We start from the raw sequence: 16,834 nt of genomic DNA on the forward strand, positions 1-16,834 counted from the left end.
CATGGCGGCAGAGGCCATCAGCGTCCGCGTGCCGGCCCGCAGCGCCGGGCACGACGTACGGGCGATCAAGATAGTGCTCCACCGGGAGCTGCTGCGCTTCCTCAACGACCGCACCCGCATGCTGTCCACGCTCGTGCAGCCCGTGCTGTGGCTGTTCGTCATGGGCACCGGGCTGGGGTCGCTGGTGCGGGGGGCGATCCCGGGGATCGACTACCGCACGTTCATGTATCCCGGCATGATCTCCATGACCGTGATCATGACCGCGATGTTCTCTGCGGGGTCCATCGTCTGGGACCGCGAGTTCGGCTTCCTCAGGGAGATGCTGGTCGCGCCCGTCTCGCGCGGGGCGATCGTGGTCGGCAAGTGCCTGGGCGGCGCCATCGTGGCCACCGGGCAGGGCGTCGTCATCCTGGCCCTGGCGGGGCTGGTGGGGGTGCCCTACTCGCCCGTGCTCATCGTGACGCTGCTGGCGGAGATGTTCCTCGCGGCGTTCACGATCACGGCCTTCGGGGTGATGCTGGCCGCCCGGATGAAGAACATGCAGTCCTTCTTCGGTCTGATGCAGATGGCGATCATGCCCATGATGTTCCTGTCGGGGGCCATGTTCCCGCTGGCGAACCTGCCTTCGTGGCTGCACCTGCTGACCGTGGTCAATCCGATGACGTACGCGGTCGACCCGCTGCGCGAGGCGGTCTTCTCGCATCTGGACGTGCCCGCACGGGTGAGCGCGGTGCTGAATCCGGGGGTCCGGTGGTTCGACTTCCAGGTGCCGGTGGGGCTGGACATCGGGATCGTGGCCGCCCTGGGGCTGGTCCTGCTGGGGGTCGCGATCGCGGAGTTCAGGCGGGCGGAATAGCGCAAGCGGAGGCCCGGGGTGATGTCCCCGGGCCTCGGCTTGTGTCAGGCGGTCAGCGCTTCACGCGGACGTAGTCCGAGCGGCTGGTGTCGCCGTAGGCGTCCTCGTCGCCGGCGAACACGAACCGCCAGCTGCCCGAGTTCCACGCCTTGACCTTGGTGTAGAGGCGGCCGCTCTCACTCGACCTGGTGGTCTTCACGTACTCCCACTTGTGCGAGCCCGCACGCTTGAAGTACAGCGCCACCTTGCCCGAGTAGCCCGCCCAGGAGCCCTCGTCGTCGATCTGCAGCTTGCCCGCGACCTTGACGTACTTGCCGCGCTTGACCGGCTCCGGGTACGCGTTGAACTTGATCAGCCGCGTGTCCGCCTTGGCGGGCGCCGGGGCGGGCTGGGTGACCTCGACCCAGTCCGCGCCGCTGACCGAGCCGCGCACACCGCGGGTGCCCGAGTACTCGGCGCGCCACCAACCAGAGGTCTGCGCGGTGGCGGAGGCCCAGAAGCGGCCGTCGCGGCCGGTCACGTCGCTGGTGACGTACTCCCACCTCTGCGAGCCGCCGGCCCGGAAGAAGATCGACACGCGCTCGCCGGCAACGCCGTCGCGGCCCTCGACCTGCAGGGCGCCGGTGAACGTGAGCCGGTCGCCCTTGTCCACGGGCTCGGGCCGGGCGTCGAAGCCGGCGATCCTGCTGCTGCGGTCGCCGCGCCTGACGTCCACCCTGTCGGCGTCGCTGACCGAGCCCTTCGCGCCGGACGTGGCCGCGAACTCGGCCCGCCACCAGCCCGTCTCGCGGGCCCGTACGGTGGCGCTGAACGAGCCGTCGGCACCGGTCGTCACCTTGGTGATCTCACGGTAGGCGTCGGCGCCCCGCGCGCGGAAGGTGATCGCGACGCTCTGCGCGCCGTACCCCTTGCCGTCGGCGAGCAGCCGGCCGGAGACCTTGACCAGGTCGCCCCTGTCCACGAAGTCGGGGCCGGCGTCGAAGTCGACGATCTTGGTGTCGAGCACCTTCTTGGCGACGACCTCGAACGTGCCGCCGCGGGAGGCGCCGCCGGCGATGGCCAGCCAGCTCCACGTGCCGGTGCTGGAGGAGTCGAAGGACTTGGTGCCGGTCCACTTGGTCCAGTCGCCGTTCTTGGCGGACGTCAGGTCGACGGGCTTGCCGACGCTGATGTCGCCCGGGGGCTTGAGCTGGAGCTCGGCCTTGTCAGCCCCCTTGGTGGCGAAGCTGAACGTGGCCGTGACCGCGCCGTTCGTGACGTCGACCGGCGGGCCGGGGTTGATCTCCACTCGAGTGATGACGGGGTCCGCGGCGGCCGTCGCGGCGGTGGGTACCAGGACGAGTGCCCCGGCGCCCAGCGCGATGGCGAGGGCGGCCACGCGGATGCGTTGTAACATGCGGGTTCCTTTCTGGAGACCCCAGGGGTTTCAACGCGGCATTGAGGGTGCCACGTATGTCATCTCAGTAGACGTACGCTCCGGCCCGAAAGTTCGGAAATCTGACAAACCGTTATTGATGGGGGTCAATCGGACCGGTCCACAAGATGTGGGCGGCGTCCAGCAGACGTCAGCGCCGAACGAAGACATAATCGGTGTGTGGCGCGCGACACTGTTGAGACTCATTTCACTCAGGCAATTGCGACGCTTGAGGCGGGCCCCGCACGAGATCCGGGGCAGCCGGTCCGCGAGGGCACGTCCCTGACCGGCGAGCAGTGCGTGAAGCTGTACCAACGCCAGGTCGACAGCCGCCTGCTGGACATCGCGGCCCGTTGGCTGCGCGAGCAGGACGAGGGCTTCTACACGATCGGCTCGGCCGGTCACGAGGGCAACGCGGCCGTCGCCGCCGCCCTGCTGCCCACCGACCCCGCCCTGCTCCACTATCGCTCGGGCGCCTTCTACCTGGCCAGGTCCGAGCAGGCCGGCAGGCTGCCCGAGCAGGGCCTCCGCGACGTGCTCATGGGCCTGACCGCGGCGGCCGACGAGCCGATCGCGGGCGGCAGGCACAAGGTGTTCGGCCATCCCGATCTGGCCGTCATCCCCCAGACCTCGACGATCGCCAGCCACCTGCCCAGGGCGGTGGGCGTGGCGTTCGCCATCGAGCGGGCCAAGGCGCTCGGCGCGCCGTCCCTCTGGCCGGCGGACGCGGTCACGGTGTGCAGCTTCGGCGACGCCTCGATCAACCACGCGAGCGCCCTGAGCGGCCTCAACATCGCTTCCTACGCCACCTACCAGGGGCAGCCGCTGCCGATCCTGTTCGTGTGCGAGGACAACGGCATCGGCATCAGCGTCCGCACACCCAAGGGCTGGGTGGAGTCGGCCGCGCGGCGTCCCGGCATCGAGTACTTCGCCGCCGACGGCTGCGATCTGGCCGAGGCGTACGACGCCGCCGTCCGCGCGGTCCGGCACGTACGCGAGCGCCGCTCCCCCGCCTTCCTCCACCTGTCCACCGTGCGGCTGATGGGCCACGCCGGGTCCGACGTCGAGCAGGCCTACCGCACTCAGCGGGAGATCAGGGCCGACCTCGAGCGCGACCCGCTGGTCCGCACGGCGGCGCTGCTGGTGGGGGCCGGGCTGACCACGCCGGACGAGCTGCTCAAGACCTACGAGTCACAGCGCGAGCACGTGCTGCGGATCGCGCTCGAGACGACGCGCAGCCCGCGGCTCGGCTCCGCCAAGGAGATCATGGAGCCGCTCGCACCGCGCAAGCCCGAGCTGATCGCGAAGATCAGCCCGATGGCGGCCACGGCCGCGGCCAGGACGAAGGCCTTCGCGGGCTCGCTGCCCGAGCACGACAAGCCGATGACGCTCTCACAGGCCGTCAACCGCACGCTCGCCGACGCGCTGGCCGTCTACCCGGAGATGACGGTGTTCGGCGAGGACGTCGCCAAGAAGGGCGGCGTCTACGGAGTGACCAGGGGGCTGCAGAAGAGGTTCGGCGCCGGGCAGGTGTTCGACACGTTGCTCGACGAGCAGGCCATCCTGGGGCTGGCGCTCGGCTCAGGCGTGTCGGGGCTGCTCCCCGTGCCCGAGATCCAGTATCTGGCCTACCTGCACAACGCGCTCGACCAGATCCGCGGGGAGGCGGCCACGCTGTCGTTCTTCTCGCGTGGCTCCTACACCAACCCGATGGTGGTGCGGGTGGCCGCGTACGCCTACCAGAAGGGGTTCGGCGGGCACTTCCACAACGACAACGCGGTGGCCGCGCTGCGCGACATCCCCGGCCTGGTCATCGCCTCGCCCGCCCGTCCCGACGACGCCGCGGCCATGCTGCGCACCTGCCTGGCGGCGGCCCGCACGAGCGGCTCGGTGTGCGTGTTCCTGGAGCCGATCGCGCTCTATCACACGCGTGACCTGTTCGAGGAGGGCGACGGCGGCTGGCTCGCGCCCTACCCGCCGCCCGGGCGCTGGGCGGAGACGCACGTGCCCATCGGGCGGGCGCGCTCCTACGGCGACGGGCGCGATCTGACGATCGTGACGTTCGGCAACGGCGTGCGGATGAGCCTGCGGGCCGCCGTGCGGCTGACCCAGGAGAACGTCGGGTGTCGTGTCCTCGACCTGCGCTGGCTGGCGCCGCTGCCGACGGAGGACCTGCTGCGGGCGGCCGAGCTGACCGGCAACGTCCTGATCGCCGACGAGACCCGGCACACCGGCGGCGTCTCCGAGGCGATCGTGGCGGAGCTGGTCGACGCCGGGTTCACCGGGAAGATCGGCCGGGTGACCTCGGCCGACAGCTTCATCCCCCTCGGTAAGGCGGCCGACCACGTGCTGCTATCGGAGGACGAGATCGAGCAGGCGGCGCGCAAGCTACTGGGTTGAGCGGACCACGGCTCCGCGGATGCACGCCGGCTTGGACCACGCGACCGTGGAGTTCTCCGAGATCTGGAGCGGGACGCCCACCAGGAAGCAGTAGCCGGTGCCCGGGTCCAGGCCTGCGACGCGGGTCGCGGTGGCGCCCTGGCCCAGGGCGGTGATGGGGTGCTCGCCCTTCTTGACCGGGGAGCGCTGGAGGACCACGGGGTAGCGGCCGGCGCCGGCCGGGAGCGTCCACCGCAGCTCGACCAGGGTGCCCTGGTCCTTCGCCTTGAGACCGCGGGGGGTGAGCGCGGCTATGGACTTCTTGTCGATGGGGACGGTGTCCTGAGAGCCGGGCTCGGACGTCTTCGGCTGGGCGGTCTGGGGTGTCTGGGGCTGCTGGAGTGAGAGGTAGATCGCCGCACTCGAGCCGCCGATGACGACGGCCGCCACCGCCGCCCCGATCACGAGGCTCCGCTGCAGGCGCCCCCTTTCGGGCTCCCCGCCCTGGACGGAAGGGTTCGTTACAGCCGAATACGCGACGGCGGAGTGCGGGGGCACCCCGGTCGCCTGTAAGCCGGAGGGGCCAGCCGGCTGCATGCCGCCGCTGCCCGCCCCCTGCGAGCCCGGTTGCCCGGACGCCAGGTGGCCCGGACCCGTCGCCTGCGGGCCCGTCCCCTGGAGCAGATGCTGACCCGTCGCGTGCATGCCACCGGCACCCGTGCCACCGCTGCCCGCCCCCTGCGTGCCGAACGGCGCCGGGTGGGCGGCGCCGGGCAGGTGGTGGCCCGTGGTCGGCAGTTGGGACGGACCGGGGTTGCCGGCAGGCGGGTCGTCGAAGCGGGTGCGGGGAACCGTGGACATCGCCGGTCCGGGGCCGGGGTCCTGGCCCACCAGGTCCGTCACCGACAGGCCCAGCTCGGCCTGCACCTCCCGCAGCCGCCGGGCGAACTCGCGTGCGGAGCCGTACCGGGCCTCCGGCTGCTTGGACATCGCGCGCAGGATCGTCTCGAAGACCGGCGGCGGCACGTCGGAGCGGTTGATCGGGGGCGGGTCGATGCTGAGCACCCGGTACATGAGGGGCGCGATCGACGGGTCGGCCGGGTTGTGGAAGGCGGGCCGGCCTGCCAGCAGGTGGTAGAGGGTCGAGCCGAGCGAGTAGATGTCGGTCGAGGCGGAGTGGGGCCGGCCGGTGAGCACCTCGGGGGCGGCGTGCAGCGGGGTGAACGCCTGCGACGTGGCCGAGATCTCCGAGGAGTCGACGACCCTGGCCACGCCGAAGTCGGCGATGGCGAGCTCGCCGTACCGGGAGATGAGGATGTTCTGCGGCTTGATGTCGCCGTGCAGGACCCCGGCCTCGTGTACGGCGGCCAGCGCCCCGGCCAGCTTCACCCCGGCCCGCAGCACGTCGGGCACCGGCAGCGGCCCCTCCGTGCGGACCTTGTCGCGCAGCGAGCCGTTCTCGAAGAAGTCCATCGCGATGTACGGCTTGCCGGAGCGCGTCACGCCGGTGTCGAAGACGGTCACGACGTTGGGATGGCCGGTGAGGCGGCCCGTGAGCTGCAGCTCGCGCTGGAACCTGCGCATCGTGCGCTGGTCGACCCGGTCGACGGACAGCACCTTGAGCGCCACGACCCGGTCGAGGCGCTCCTGGTAGGCGCGGTACACGACGGCGAACCCGCCCTGGCCCGCCTGATCGAGTACCCGGTAGCCGGGCGCGTCCTCGACTGGCAGCACGGCACTCCCCCCCTGTTATGGGGCGAGTTTAGTGCGAAATATCGTGACTAGAGCGGATTCATGAGGTACGCCCCGAAGACCACGGAAACGAGCGACACCAGCAGGAAGAAGAACACGTAGAACCCGCCGGGCAGGAACGTCAGCCTGGCCAGTTGGTCCGCGTCGGAGTCCCTCGCCTGCCGCCTGCGCCGCTTGCGCTGTAACTCGATGATCGGCCTGATCCCGCCGAACAGCAGGAACCAGACCGCGACCAGGGCGACGACCTGCTGGACCTCGGCCGGCGCGTACATGATCAGGGCGAAGACGGCGCCGCCGGTGGCCAGCAGGATCAGGGCGCCGTACAGGTTGCGGATGAGCAGCAGCATGCAGACCAGGAACAGCAGCACGCCCCAGATCAGCAGCGTGATGTGCCCCATCTCGGTCAGCCAGGCGGCGGCCAGCCCCAGCAGCGGCGGCGCGAGGTAGCCGGCGAGCGCGGTCAGCACCATGCCGGGCCCGGTGGGCCTGCCCCTGGTCAGCGTCACGCCGGAGGTGTCGGAGTGGAGGCGGATGCCTTCGAGCTTGCGCCGGGTGACGAGCGCCATCAGCGCGTGGCCGCCCTCGTGCGCGATCGTGATCAGGCCTCTGGACACCTGCCAGGGCATGCGGAAGCCGACGAGCATGAGCGCGGCCAGAGCCGAGACCCCCACGACCCAGGGGTCGGGGTCAGGCTGAACCTTGATCAGGTGGGCCCAGAGCTGTTCCATCGAGGAGAAACACTATCCAGGTAAAGTCTCGTCCGTGGCCACAGAACAACATTCTGACGCGCGGGTGCCGGACTGGTGGCGGGGGCTCGGGCTGCCCGGCCTGATCGATCTTCACGTGCACTTCCTGCCGGAGCGGATGGAGCGGCGCGTGTGGCACCACTTCAGGCACGGTGGCCCGCTGATGGGAAACGGCTGGAAGATCGAGTACGAGTGGCCGGTGGAGGAGCGGGTCGAGCGGCTGCGGGCGATGGGCGTACGGAAGTTCCCCGCCCTCGCCTACGCGCACAAGCCCGACATGGCGGCCGACCTCAATGCCTGGACGCTGGATTTCGCCCGCCGTACACCTGAATGCCTGCCTTCGGCGACCTTCTACCCGGAGCCTGGAGCCGTGGAGTACGTGCGCCGGGCGCTGGATGACGGCGCGAAGATCTTCAAGGTGCACCTGCAGGTCGGCGGGTTCGACCCGCGGGCCGGCGAGCTGGACGAGGTCTGGGGGCTGCTGGCGGACGCGGGCGTGCCGGTGGTGACGCACGCCAGCTCGGTCCCCGTGCCCGGCGGCTACATCGGGGCGGAGCCGATCGGCGAGGTCCTGCGCAGGCATCCGCGGCTGCGGGTGGTGATCGCACATCTCGGGATGCCGGAGTACGACCCGTTCTTCGAGCTGGCCGGCCGCTACGAGCGGGTCGCACTGGACACCACGATGGCCTTCACCGACTTCTGCGAGCTGGGGATGCCGTTTCCCGAACGGTTGCGGCCCGCGTTGCTTGATCTGGGCCTTTCGGGGAAGGTGGTGCTCGGCTCTGACTTTCCGACGATTCCTCACTCCTACGCGCATCAGCTGGACGCCCTCGCCCGGCTGGACCTGGGCGATGACTGGTTGCGGGCTGTGTGCTGGGACAACGGCGCGGCCGTGATCTGATAGGAAGGTGAATGATCGGCACGTGGCGCTCATCGGCGCTTTCTTCGACGCTCTGGGCCGTGCGGACTTCGCCGCCATGGAGCGCTGCTATCACCTTGACGTCAGCTTCGGCGATCCGATCTTCCAGGAAGTCGAGGGGCGCGACAAGGTGATGAGGATGTGGCAGCTCCAGCTCGGCGTGCGCGACGGGGTGAAGTCCGCATATCGTGACGTGACGGCCGACGATTACACCGGGACCGCGCACTGGACAGCGCGGTACACGTTCTCGAGCACTGGGCGCGAGGTCGTCAACGAGATCGACGCGCTGTTCAGGTTCGAGGACGATCTGATCGTCCGCCATCACGACGAATTCGACTTCAAGCGCTGGTCGAAGATGGCGCTCGGCAGGCCACACGGGCTGCTGATCGGCTGGACGCCGATGTGGCGCCAGACCATCAGAGACCGCGCCGCACAGCAGCTCGACGAGCTCTCGTAATTCCAGGAAGTGGGCAATGGCCAGGGTGAAGGGGTTCAGGCGCAGCGGTGACGCACGCGAGGAAGCGCCCGAGCACTCGATGGACCCGCGTGCCACGGAGGAGCGCCCCTACCGTCCGACCGTCATCGACAACGCGATCTACCAGAACGGCGAGCGAGTAGACAATCCCGGCTCCCTCGCCGACGCCTTCGAGCGGCTCAAGCAGATGCCGGACAGCATGGCCTGGATCGGCCTCTACCGGCCGAAGGAGTGGGAGCTGGTCAAGCTCGGCGAGGAGTTCGAGCTGCACGAGCTGGCGCTGGAGGACGCGATCGTCGGCTCCCAGCGGCCCAAGGCCGACCGCTACGGCGACACGCTCTTCGTGGTGCTGCGGGCCGCACGCTACCTGGACGACGTGGAGGAGGTCGCGTTCGGGGAGGTGCACGTCTTCGTCGGGCCCAACTTCGTGATCACCGTACGCCACGCGGAGGCGCCCGACCTGCAGGGCGTACGCAAACGCATGGAGTCGGACCCCGAGCTGCTCCGGCAGGGCCCGCAGGCCGTGCTCTACGCCATCCTCGACGCGGTGGTCGACGGCTACGCGCCGGTGGTGGCCGGGCTGCAGAAGGACATCGAGGAGATCGAGGTCCAGGTCTTCGGCGGCGACCCCTCGGTGTCGCGGCGCGTCTACGAGCTGTCCGGCGAGGTGATCGAGTTCCAGCGGGCCACGTCACCGCTGGTGGGCATGTTGCACGCGCTCATCGCGGGGGCGCCGAAGTACGGCGTCAACGACGAGTTGCAGAGCTACCTGCGTGACGTGGCCGACCACGCGATCACCGTGGCGGAGCGGATCTCGTCCTTCCGGACGATGCTGCAGAACATCCTGGTCATCAACTCGACGCTGGTGACGCAGGCGCAGAACGCGGAGATGGCCCGGATGACCGAGGCGAGCATCCAGCAGGGCGAGGAGGTCAAGAAGATCTCCGCCTGGGCCGCCATCCTCTTCGCGCCGACCCTGGTCGGGACCATTTACGGGATGAACTTCGACTTCATGCCGGAAACACACTGGATGTTCGGCTACCCGTTCGCGATCGTGCTCATGGCGGCCGTCTGCTTGACCCTCTACGTGGTCTTCAAAAAGCGCAACTGGCTCTGACCTTTCGCTAGTATCCCGCCTCATGATCACTCGTTTATTGGCGGGGACCGCCACCGGTCTGGCGCTCCTTTCCGGCACCGCGTACGCCGAGCCGGTGAAGGGCGCTCCCGAGCTGACCCAGAACGCCCTCTACAAGGCCAAGCCCTCCAAAGTCTCCTGCGAACTGAGCAAGGGCACGAGCAAGGCCTCCACGCGGAAATACATCACCGAACTCGTCGGCTGCCTGAACTCGGCGTGGAAACCGGCCATCAAGGATTTCGAGCCGGTGAAGGTGGAATTCAAGGAGGCCTCCGACAAGGAGTCCTGCTCCACCGGCATGGAGATCTCCGGCTCCTTTTCCGAGATCTGCGCCACGTCCATCCAGGTGCGGCTGGCCGATGACTGGATCAGGGCCAAGAACGATCTCGCGGTGTTCACCTCCGTGGTCAGGACATGGAGCGGGGTCGTGACCGGGCAGACCGGCATCGGGAAAGCCTGGTGGGGGATGCAGAACGACGGGTCGGAATCCCTCATGAACGAGCAGAATCGCCGGTACTACCTGCAGACCGACTGCTTCGTGGGCGTGTCGGCGAAGACCCTGGGGCGGGTGGTCAAGGACTGGAAGCCCGTGATCAAGGTCCAGGACTTCTGGAAGAACAGGTACCAGGGCAAGACCGCCAACCGCCTGTACTGGATCGAGAAGGGCTACAAGGCGGGCAAGCCCGGCGCGTGCAACACCTGGACGGCGAGCTCCTCCAAGGTCGCCTGACGGCGGTGGCTCGAGTGATGATCGCCAAAATGGGCGTGCCCTTGGCTCGGTCCGTGCCCGGTCACCACAGGGCCGCGATCACGAGGCCGACCACGATCAGCGCCGCGAGAGCGGGGCGAAGGGCCGCGAGCACGCGCCCGCGGCCGGCGGCTTTCACGGGAGGTCCTCAGGCGTTCAGGCCGACGTGCTGTTCCAGGCGTTCCAGGCGCTGCCCGATCGACTGGAGCTCGTTCCTGAACACCGTGGCCAGCGCCGCGAGCTGATCCCCGCCTTGGGTGGCGGGCCCGCCCTGCTGGGTCTGGGCGCGCAGGTGGACGTAGCCGGCCAGGGCCGCGGTCACGGCGCGCCGGGTGAGCCGGGGCTCGGCGCCCAGCGCGCGCAGGACCTGGCCGGCGGTCCCGTCCGGCTCGGCGACCAGGCCCAGCAGGAGGTGCTCGCACCCGACGTAGTTGTGGCCCAGCGAGGTGGCCTCGGTGACGGCGAACTCGAGCGCGTTGGCCGCGGTCCCGCTGAAGCTCCGCGGCCCGTCCGCCTCCGTGTCCGTCGCCGGCTGGTGGCGGTGGGCGAGGTCGCGTCTGACCTGTTCGGGCTCGATGTCCATGGCGTGCAGGACGCGCAGCCCCAGGTTGCCGCCCTCGGTCAGCATGCCGCCGAGCAGGTGCTCGGTCCCGACGCTCGCGGCCCCCTCCGCTCGGGCCTGGTCGGCGGCGAGCTTGAGCACGGTACGCGTTCTCGCCGTCAGGTGGGTCAGCGCCCCCGTCGGCTCCTCCAGGTCGAGATCGGCCAGGACGGTCTCCCTGATGGCGGTCACCCGGCGCACCGCCTGCTCGAGTGCTCGCTGGCAGACCGCCGACACCGGCACGCCGGCCTGCTTGACGGCCTCCGCCAGCTCATCCGGCAGATACACGTTGATCTTTGGCATACCCCTACTGTAACCCCAGAGGGGTTACACGGCAATGAGCTAATCGGGGAAGCCTGCCAGGGCCTGTTCCGCCTCCGCTCCCGCGCGGCGCAACTCCTTCGCGAACGCCGCCACGCGATCCATCCCGAACCGCGCGGACGGCGCCGAGATCGACAGTGCCGCCACCGCCGACCCGCTCCCGTTGCGCAGGGCGACGCCGATGGCCGAGACGCCCTGCTCGGTCCCTTCGATGTTCAGGGCGTATCCGCGTACCCGGACCTCGTCGAGCTCGCGGGCCAGCGCGGCGCGCTCCGCGTCGGCTAGGTCCGGGTAGAGCTCCCAGAGCCAGCTGTGGGGCAGCGTCGCGAGCAGGACCTTGCCGCCGGACGCCTGCCGGGCCGGCAGGATCGTGCCCCGCCGGTCGCCCACGTGCAGGATCTGCGACGACTCAACGCTGTCCAGGAAGCGCACCTCCGTGCCGACCCTGACCATGAGGTTCACGGTCTCCGCGGCCCGCGCGCACAGGGCCTCCATCGCGGGCCTGACCCGGGCGCGCAACTCGCGCAGGCCCGTGCCGCCAGGCGTCGCCTGCGTCGAGGTGAGGAACGGGCCGGGCAGGTACGTGTGGTGCTCGTCCTGTACGGCGAAGTCGCGATAGACCAGCATGGCCAGCAGGCGGTGGGCGGTCGACCGGGCGATGCCCAGCTCCCTGGCGACGTCGGTGACCTTGAGCCGCCCCTGGTCGCGCAGCATGTGCAGGAGCAGCAGCACGTTGTCGACCGAGCCCAGGGCGTACGCGGGCCTGTTCTTCATAGAAGAACATTAGTGCGGAACACAGAATCAACTCCTAGCGTGGGCACCATGAACCCCGAGGAGAGGCTCTACGCGGACTTCGCGGCGGAAGATCTCATACCGCTGTGGACCCAGGTCGGCGACCTGATGCCCGTACATCCGAAGCCCAAGGCCAGGCCGCACGTGTGGGAGTGGAAGACGCTCCACCCGCTGGCCGAGCGGGCCGGCGAGCTGGTGCCCGTGGGGCGGGGCGGGGAGCGGCGGGCGATCGCGCTGGCCAACCCCGGCCTGGACGGGCTGCCGTACGCGACGCCGACGCTCTGGGCGGCCATCCAGTACCTGGGCCCGCGCGAGGTAGCCCCCGAGCACCGCCACACCCAGAACGCCTTCCGCTTCGTCGTCGAGGGCGAGGGCGTCTGGACCGTCGTGAACGGCGACCCGGTCGCCATGCGGCGCGGCGACTTCCTGCTGACGCCCGGCTGGCAGTTCCACGGGCACCACAACACCACCGACGCCCCGATGGCCTGGATCGACGGGCTGGACATCCCGCTCGTGCACCACACCGACACCTCCTTCTTCGAGTTCGGCCCCGACCAGGTCACCGACGTCACCACGCCGAGCGTGTCGCGCTCCGAACGGCTGTGGGCGCATCCGGGGCTGCGTCCCGTGTCGGCGCTCGGAGCCACGCCCAGTTCGCCGATCGCCGCCTACCGGTGGGAGCACACCGATCGCGCGCTGGACGAGCAGCTCGCGCTGGAGGACGAGGGCCACCCGGGGACCGTCGGGCCCGGCCACGCCGCCGTCCGCTACACGAACCCCACCACCGGCGGCGACGTCATGCCGACGATCAGGGCCGAGTTCCACCGGTTGCGGCCGGGGACCGCGACCACCGCGCGGAGGGAGGTGGGCTCGTCGGTCTACCAGGTGTTCGACGGCGAGGGGTTCGTGACGCTCGACGGCGACGAGCGGCGGCTGTCGCGGGGGGACCTCGTCGTGGTGCCGTCGTGGTGCGCGTGGTCGTTCCGCGCCGAGACCCGCTTCGACCTGTTCCGTTTCGCCGACACGCCCGTGTTCGAAGGGCTGCACCAGTACCGGGAGGAGCTCGCGTGAAGCTCGCGACTTTGCGGCTGCCCGGCCGTACGACCGCCGCCAGGATCGACGGCGACCAGGCCGTGGAGATCGTGGCGCCCGACGTGGGGGCGCTGCTGGCCGGCCCCGGCTGGCGGGACGCCGCGGCCGCCGCGGACGGGCCCAGGCATCCGCTGTCCACGGCCGACCTCGCCCCTGTCGTCCCCCGGCCCGGGAAGATCATCTGCGTCGGGCTCAACTACCGCAACCACATCCTGGAGATGGGCCGCGAGCTGCCGGAGTATCCGACGCTGTTCGCCAAGTTCGCCGAGGCGCTGGCCGGGCCGTACGACGAGATCGCGCTGCCCGCCGTCTCCCAGGCCATGGACTGGGAGGCCGAGCTGGCCGTGATCATCGGTACGGAGGCCAGGAACGTGTCGCCCGAACAGGCGGAGGCCTCCATCGCGGGCTACTCCGTGATCAACGACGTGACGGCCCGCGACTACCAGAACCGCACGCTGCAGTGGCTCCAGGGCAAGACCTTCGAGGCAAGCACGCCGTTCGGCCCGTTCCTCGTCACGCCCGACGAGCTGGAGGGTGTGGCGATGACCATGTGGTGCGAGGTGGACGGCGAGGTGATGCAGGAGGCGGACACGTCCGACCTGGTCTTCGGCCCGGCCCAGCTCATCTCGTACGTGTCGGAGATCCTCACGCTGCGGCCCGGGGACGTCATCGCCACCGGCACGCCCGGCGGGGTCGGGCACGCACGCAAGCCTCCTCGGTACCTCGGCGACGGAAGCAAGGTCGTGACGCGCATCGCGGGGGTCGGCGAGCTGGTGAACGTGGCGCGCCGCGATGGCTGACCTGCGCTGGATGGACTCCGGCACCGCGTATTTCGAGGCCCGCCTGCGCCGGAGCGATCTCGGGCGGGCGAGCCGGTTGCCCGGATGGACAGGACGTCACGTGGCTGCGCACGTCGCCGCGAACGCCCGCGCTCTGGGCAGGCTCGTGCATTGGGCGCGTACGGGTGAGGAGCGGCCGATGTACGCCTCGGCCGCGGCCCGGGACGCCGAGATCGAGGACCTGGCCGCCCGGCTCGACGCCACCGAGCTGGAGAGCCTGGTGAAGGAGACGGCCGAGGAGCTGCGGGAGGCTCTCGGCGGTCTGTCCGGGGCGCAGTGGGACGCGCGGGTGCGGACCGCTCAGGGGCGGCTCGTGCCCGCGTCCGAGGTGGTCTGGATGCGGGCGCGTGAGGTGTGGGTGCACGGCGTCGACCTGGGCGGGCGGTTCGAGGACCTTCCAGGCGAGCTGGTCGACGCGCTGCTCGCTGACGTGACGGCGCAGTGGGGGCGACGTGGCGAAGGGCCCGCGATGGTGCTCCGGCCCACGGACCGGGACGCCGCCTGGCACGTCACCGCCCAGCCCAACGGCCACTCTGGTCCCGTCGAAGCGGTCGGGCCGCCCAAGGCGGACGGCCTGCCGGAGGTGCGGGGCACCGCCGCGGAGCTGGCCGCCTGGGTCACCGGGCGAGGCCCCGCACCCGGCCCCGGCGCTCCCGCCATCGGGCGCTGGCTCTGAGGAAGGAGTGTCGTGACCGAGGTGATCGTGGTCGGCGGCGGCATCGGCGGGCTGGCCGCCGCCTTCGCGCAGGCCAGGGCCGGTCGGGCGGTCAGGCTGCTGGAGCGGTCGGCCGAGTTCGGGGAGGTGGGCGCCGGGTTGCAGCTCGGCCCCAATGCCACCCGGGTGCTCGACCGCTGGGGCCTGCTCGGCCAGGTGATCGAGGCGGGCGTGCTCCCCCGGCGGCTGGTCTTCCGCGACGCGCTGACCGGCGAGGAGCTCACCCACCTCGACCTGGGCGAGGAGTTCCGGCACCGCTACCGGGCTCCTTACGTGGTGGCGCACCGCAGCGACCTGCACGCCGTCCTCCTCCGGGCCTGCGAGAAGGCAGGCGTGGAGCTGCTGAACGGCCGGCACGTGGAGCGGGTGGCGACCGACGACAGGGGCAGGGCGCGGGCGTACTGCGCGGACGGCTCGGTGCACGAGAGCAGTGTGGTGGTCGCGGCGGACGGCCTGCAGTCGGCGCTCCGGGCGCAGCTCTCAGCGGACCTACCCCACGATTCCGGATTTGTCGCCTATAGAGGCACGTGTCCGCTGCCGGAGAGCTTCGACACCTCCGAGGTGATCGCGTACCTGGGCCCCGACTGCCACTTCGTCCAGTACGCCCTCCGTGGCGGCGAGCTGCTCAACCAGGTCGCCGTGTTCCGGGGTCCCTGCGAGCTGGAGGCGGCCTTCGACGGCTGCTGCGAAGAGATCGGCAAGGGACTGCCGTACCTGTGGCGCGACCGCCACTGGCCCATGCTCGACCGCCCGCCGATAGGCACCTGGGTGCAGGGCAGGCTCGCCCTGCTGGGGGACGCCGCGCACCCCATGCTCCAGTACCTGGCCCAGGGCGCGTGCCAGGCCATCGAGGACGCCCACGAGCTGGCCGAGCAGTCGGCGGCCCGCGACTGGGACCGGGCCCTGGCGGCGTACCAGGAGATCCGCGTCCCCCGGACGGCGCGCGTGCAGACGACGGCGCGGCTGTGGGGCGACATCTGGCACGTGGACGGCGTGGCCAGGGTGCTGCGCAACGAGCTGTTCCGGACCAGGGACATGGCCGGCCACACCTACGTCGACTGGCTGTATGGAGGCTGACGATCAGGGCACTGGCGCCGCGGTCATTCCAGGAAGCGGCGCACGTCGGAGATCTCCGCGTCGAGTAGATCGCCGGGAAGCTCGTCGAACGGCTGGACGCTCACCTGTGCGCCCTTCCGCCCCCACACGCCCCTGATCACGCCGCCCACCAGCACGACGGGCCGCAGGATGCCTCCGCCGGGGAACACCGTCCTCGCGTGCCCGGCCGCCAGGATCGGGTCCCGGCTGCGCCAGCCCATCAGGTATTCGTCGAAGGCGGGCGCCAGGCGTACCATCAGTCCCTCCTCCGGGGGCGGCGGGCCGGCGGCGCTCAGGCTCCAGGCGGTGCGGGCCTCGCCCAGCGGCAGGCCCGACCAGGCGGCCAGGTCCTCGGGCTCGGCGGGGTGGTGGGCGCGGCGGTAACGCGTGGCCAGTTCCTTGAGCGCGCGGTCGCGGTCGGGCTCTGGTGTGATCGGGGCGCCCAGCCAGTCGGCGGTGTGCACGTACGTGGGCTTGCCGGCGCGGAGCGGGCCCAGCACGGCCAGGCCGTGGTGCGCGGCCAGCGCCACCAGGTGCACGACGCCCTGGCCGCGGGCGCGGCCCGCCAGGCGCTCCTCCAGCTGGGCCTTGGTGAGCGGGCCCTGGCCCTCGAGGGCGCGGCCGATGAGCGCGAGCAGGTCGTCGCCGGTGACGCCCTCCTCGCGGAGGCGGCGCAGGGTGTTCGTGGCGCGCCGGGTGAGGGCGTGCAGCCAGGGCAGGTCGTCGGCGTGGACGAAGTGGAGCGTGCCGCGCGGGCCCCAGGTCCTGACGATCTCGCGTTCGTGCGAGGCGGTCCCGACGTCCTGCCTGGTGAGGGTGGCGGAGCGGGCGCGGAAGGCGAGCAGGGCGGCGGGGACGTCCTGGGCCTGCATCGCCCCCAGCCGCCTGACGATCTCGCCTGGCGCCAGGCCCGGCGGGCGGTGCAGGAGCTGGGCCTCGACGCTTCTCATGCCGG

16 protein-coding genes are annotated in these 16,834 nt (G+C 70.7%); 10 read left to right on the plus strand and 6 right to left on the minus strand.

From position 1 onward, the window contains the following. Position 1 precedes the first annotated feature (1 nt). On the plus strand, positions 2-856 hold the full coding sequence (locus tag ACQPWU_RS40130) for an ABC transporter permease (protein ID WP_433430898.1): 855 nt from the start codon (positions 2-4) through the stop codon (positions 854-856). Between the two features lie 52 nt (positions 857-908). Here the strand turns inward: ACQPWU_RS40130 and ACQPWU_RS40135 are convergent, their stop codons facing one another. Further along, entirely contained in the window at positions 909-2,252 is a 1,344-nt protein-coding gene (locus ACQPWU_RS40135) for a hypothetical protein (RefSeq protein ID WP_433430899.1), read from the minus strand. A 198-nt stretch (positions 2,253-2,450) separates the two neighbouring features. On the opposite strand from ACQPWU_RS40135, the gene ACQPWU_RS40140 reads away from it, so the two are divergent. Next, positions 2,451-4,670, plus strand: coding sequence for a dehydrogenase E1 component subunit alpha/beta (locus ACQPWU_RS40140; RefSeq protein WP_433430900.1), 2,220 nt, complete (start codon positions 2,451-2,453; stop codon positions 4,668-4,670). On the opposite strand, the gene ACQPWU_RS40145 is transcribed toward ACQPWU_RS40140, so the two are convergent. Both ACQPWU_RS40145 and ACQPWU_RS40150 read right to left on the minus strand, forming a co-directional pair. Further along, a complete protein-coding gene (locus tag ACQPWU_RS40145) occupies positions 4,659-6,383 on the minus strand; it encodes a serine/threonine-protein kinase (protein ID WP_433430901.1) in 1,725 nt (574 codons plus the stop codon). The two genes, ACQPWU_RS40140 and ACQPWU_RS40145, sit on opposite strands and share 12 nt — an antisense overlap. Before the next feature lie 47 nt (positions 6,384-6,430). Continuing rightward, a complete protein-coding gene (locus ACQPWU_RS40150; protein ID WP_433430902.1) occupies positions 6,431-7,129 on the minus strand; it encodes a M50 family metallopeptidase in 699 nt (232 codons plus the stop codon). Between the two features lie 34 nt (positions 7,130-7,163). Here ACQPWU_RS40150 and ACQPWU_RS40155 point away from each other — a divergent pair, with 34 nt between their 5' ends. The 4 genes from ACQPWU_RS40155 to ACQPWU_RS40170 are packed head-to-tail and all read left to right on the plus strand — an operon-like array spanning position 7,164 to position 10,406. After that, a complete protein-coding gene (locus ACQPWU_RS40155; protein WP_433430903.1) occupies positions 7,164-8,048 on the plus strand; it encodes an amidohydrolase family protein in 885 nt (294 codons plus the stop codon). A 7-nt stretch (positions 8,049-8,055) separates the two neighbouring features. Then, complete coding sequence (locus tag ACQPWU_RS40160) at positions 8,056-8,523, plus strand: nuclear transport factor 2 family protein (protein ID WP_433430904.1); 468 nt, start codon at positions 8,056-8,058, stop codon at positions 8,521-8,523. 16 nt (positions 8,524-8,539) lie between these two features. After that, a complete protein-coding gene (locus ACQPWU_RS40165) occupies positions 8,540-9,658 on the plus strand; it encodes a magnesium and cobalt transport protein CorA (protein WP_433430905.1) in 1,119 nt (372 codons plus the stop codon). 22 nt (positions 9,659-9,680) lie between these two features. Then, positions 9,681-10,406 (plus strand): hypothetical protein, encoded by a 726-nt coding sequence (locus tag ACQPWU_RS40170; protein ID WP_433430906.1) that lies wholly within the window; start codon positions 9,681-9,683, stop codon positions 10,404-10,406. A gap of 166 nt (positions 10,407-10,572) precedes the next feature. Here ACQPWU_RS40170 and ACQPWU_RS40175 read toward each other — a convergent pair whose 3' ends face one another. Both ACQPWU_RS40175 and ACQPWU_RS40180 read right to left on the minus strand, forming a co-directional pair. After that, complete coding sequence (locus ACQPWU_RS40175) at positions 10,573-11,328, minus strand: Clp protease N-terminal domain-containing protein (RefSeq protein ID WP_433430907.1); 756 nt, start codon at positions 11,326-11,328, stop codon at positions 10,573-10,575. Positions 11,329-11,367: 39 nt separating this feature from the next. Next, a complete protein-coding gene (locus ACQPWU_RS40180) occupies positions 11,368-12,120 on the minus strand; it encodes an IclR family transcriptional regulator (protein WP_433430908.1) in 753 nt (250 codons plus the stop codon). 48 nt (positions 12,121-12,168) lie between these two features. Between ACQPWU_RS40180 and ACQPWU_RS40185 the strand changes: the two genes are divergently transcribed. Genes ACQPWU_RS40185 through ACQPWU_RS40200 form a run of 4 tightly spaced genes read left to right on the plus strand, consistent with a single transcriptional unit; the run spans position 12,169 to position 15,861 of the window. Then, entirely contained in the window at positions 12,169-13,209 is a 1,041-nt protein-coding gene (locus ACQPWU_RS40185; RefSeq protein WP_433430909.1) for a cupin domain-containing protein, read from the plus strand. Continuing rightward, positions 13,206-14,030, plus strand: a complete 825-nt coding sequence (locus ACQPWU_RS40190) for a fumarylacetoacetate hydrolase family protein (protein WP_433430910.1) — start codon at positions 13,206-13,208, stop codon at positions 14,028-14,030. Before ACQPWU_RS40185 ends, ACQPWU_RS40190 begins: the two co-directional genes overlap by 4 nt. Further along, entirely contained in the window at positions 14,023-14,745 is a 723-nt protein-coding gene (locus ACQPWU_RS40195; protein WP_433430911.1) for a maleylpyruvate isomerase family mycothiol-dependent enzyme, read from the plus strand. The genes ACQPWU_RS40190 and ACQPWU_RS40195 overlap by 8 nt, the downstream gene beginning before the upstream one ends. A gap of 12 nt (positions 14,746-14,757) precedes the next feature. Continuing rightward, positions 14,758-15,861 carry an FAD-dependent monooxygenase gene (locus ACQPWU_RS40200; protein WP_433430912.1) on the plus strand — a complete coding sequence of 368 codons (1,104 nt, stop codon included), beginning with the start codon at positions 14,758-14,760 and terminating at the stop codon, positions 15,859-15,861. 23 nt (positions 15,862-15,884) lie between these two features. On the opposite strand, the gene ACQPWU_RS40205 is transcribed toward ACQPWU_RS40200, so the two are convergent. Beyond that, a complete protein-coding gene (locus tag ACQPWU_RS40205; RefSeq protein ID WP_433430913.1) occupies positions 15,885-16,829 on the minus strand; it encodes a winged helix DNA-binding domain-containing protein in 945 nt (314 codons plus the stop codon). Positions 16,830-16,834 lie beyond the last annotated feature (5 nt).

It is taken from the genome of Nonomuraea sp. CA-141351 (assembly GCF_050944675.1).
Taxonomy (GTDB): domain Bacteria; phylum Actinomycetota; class Actinomycetes; order Streptosporangiales; family Streptosporangiaceae; genus Nonomuraea.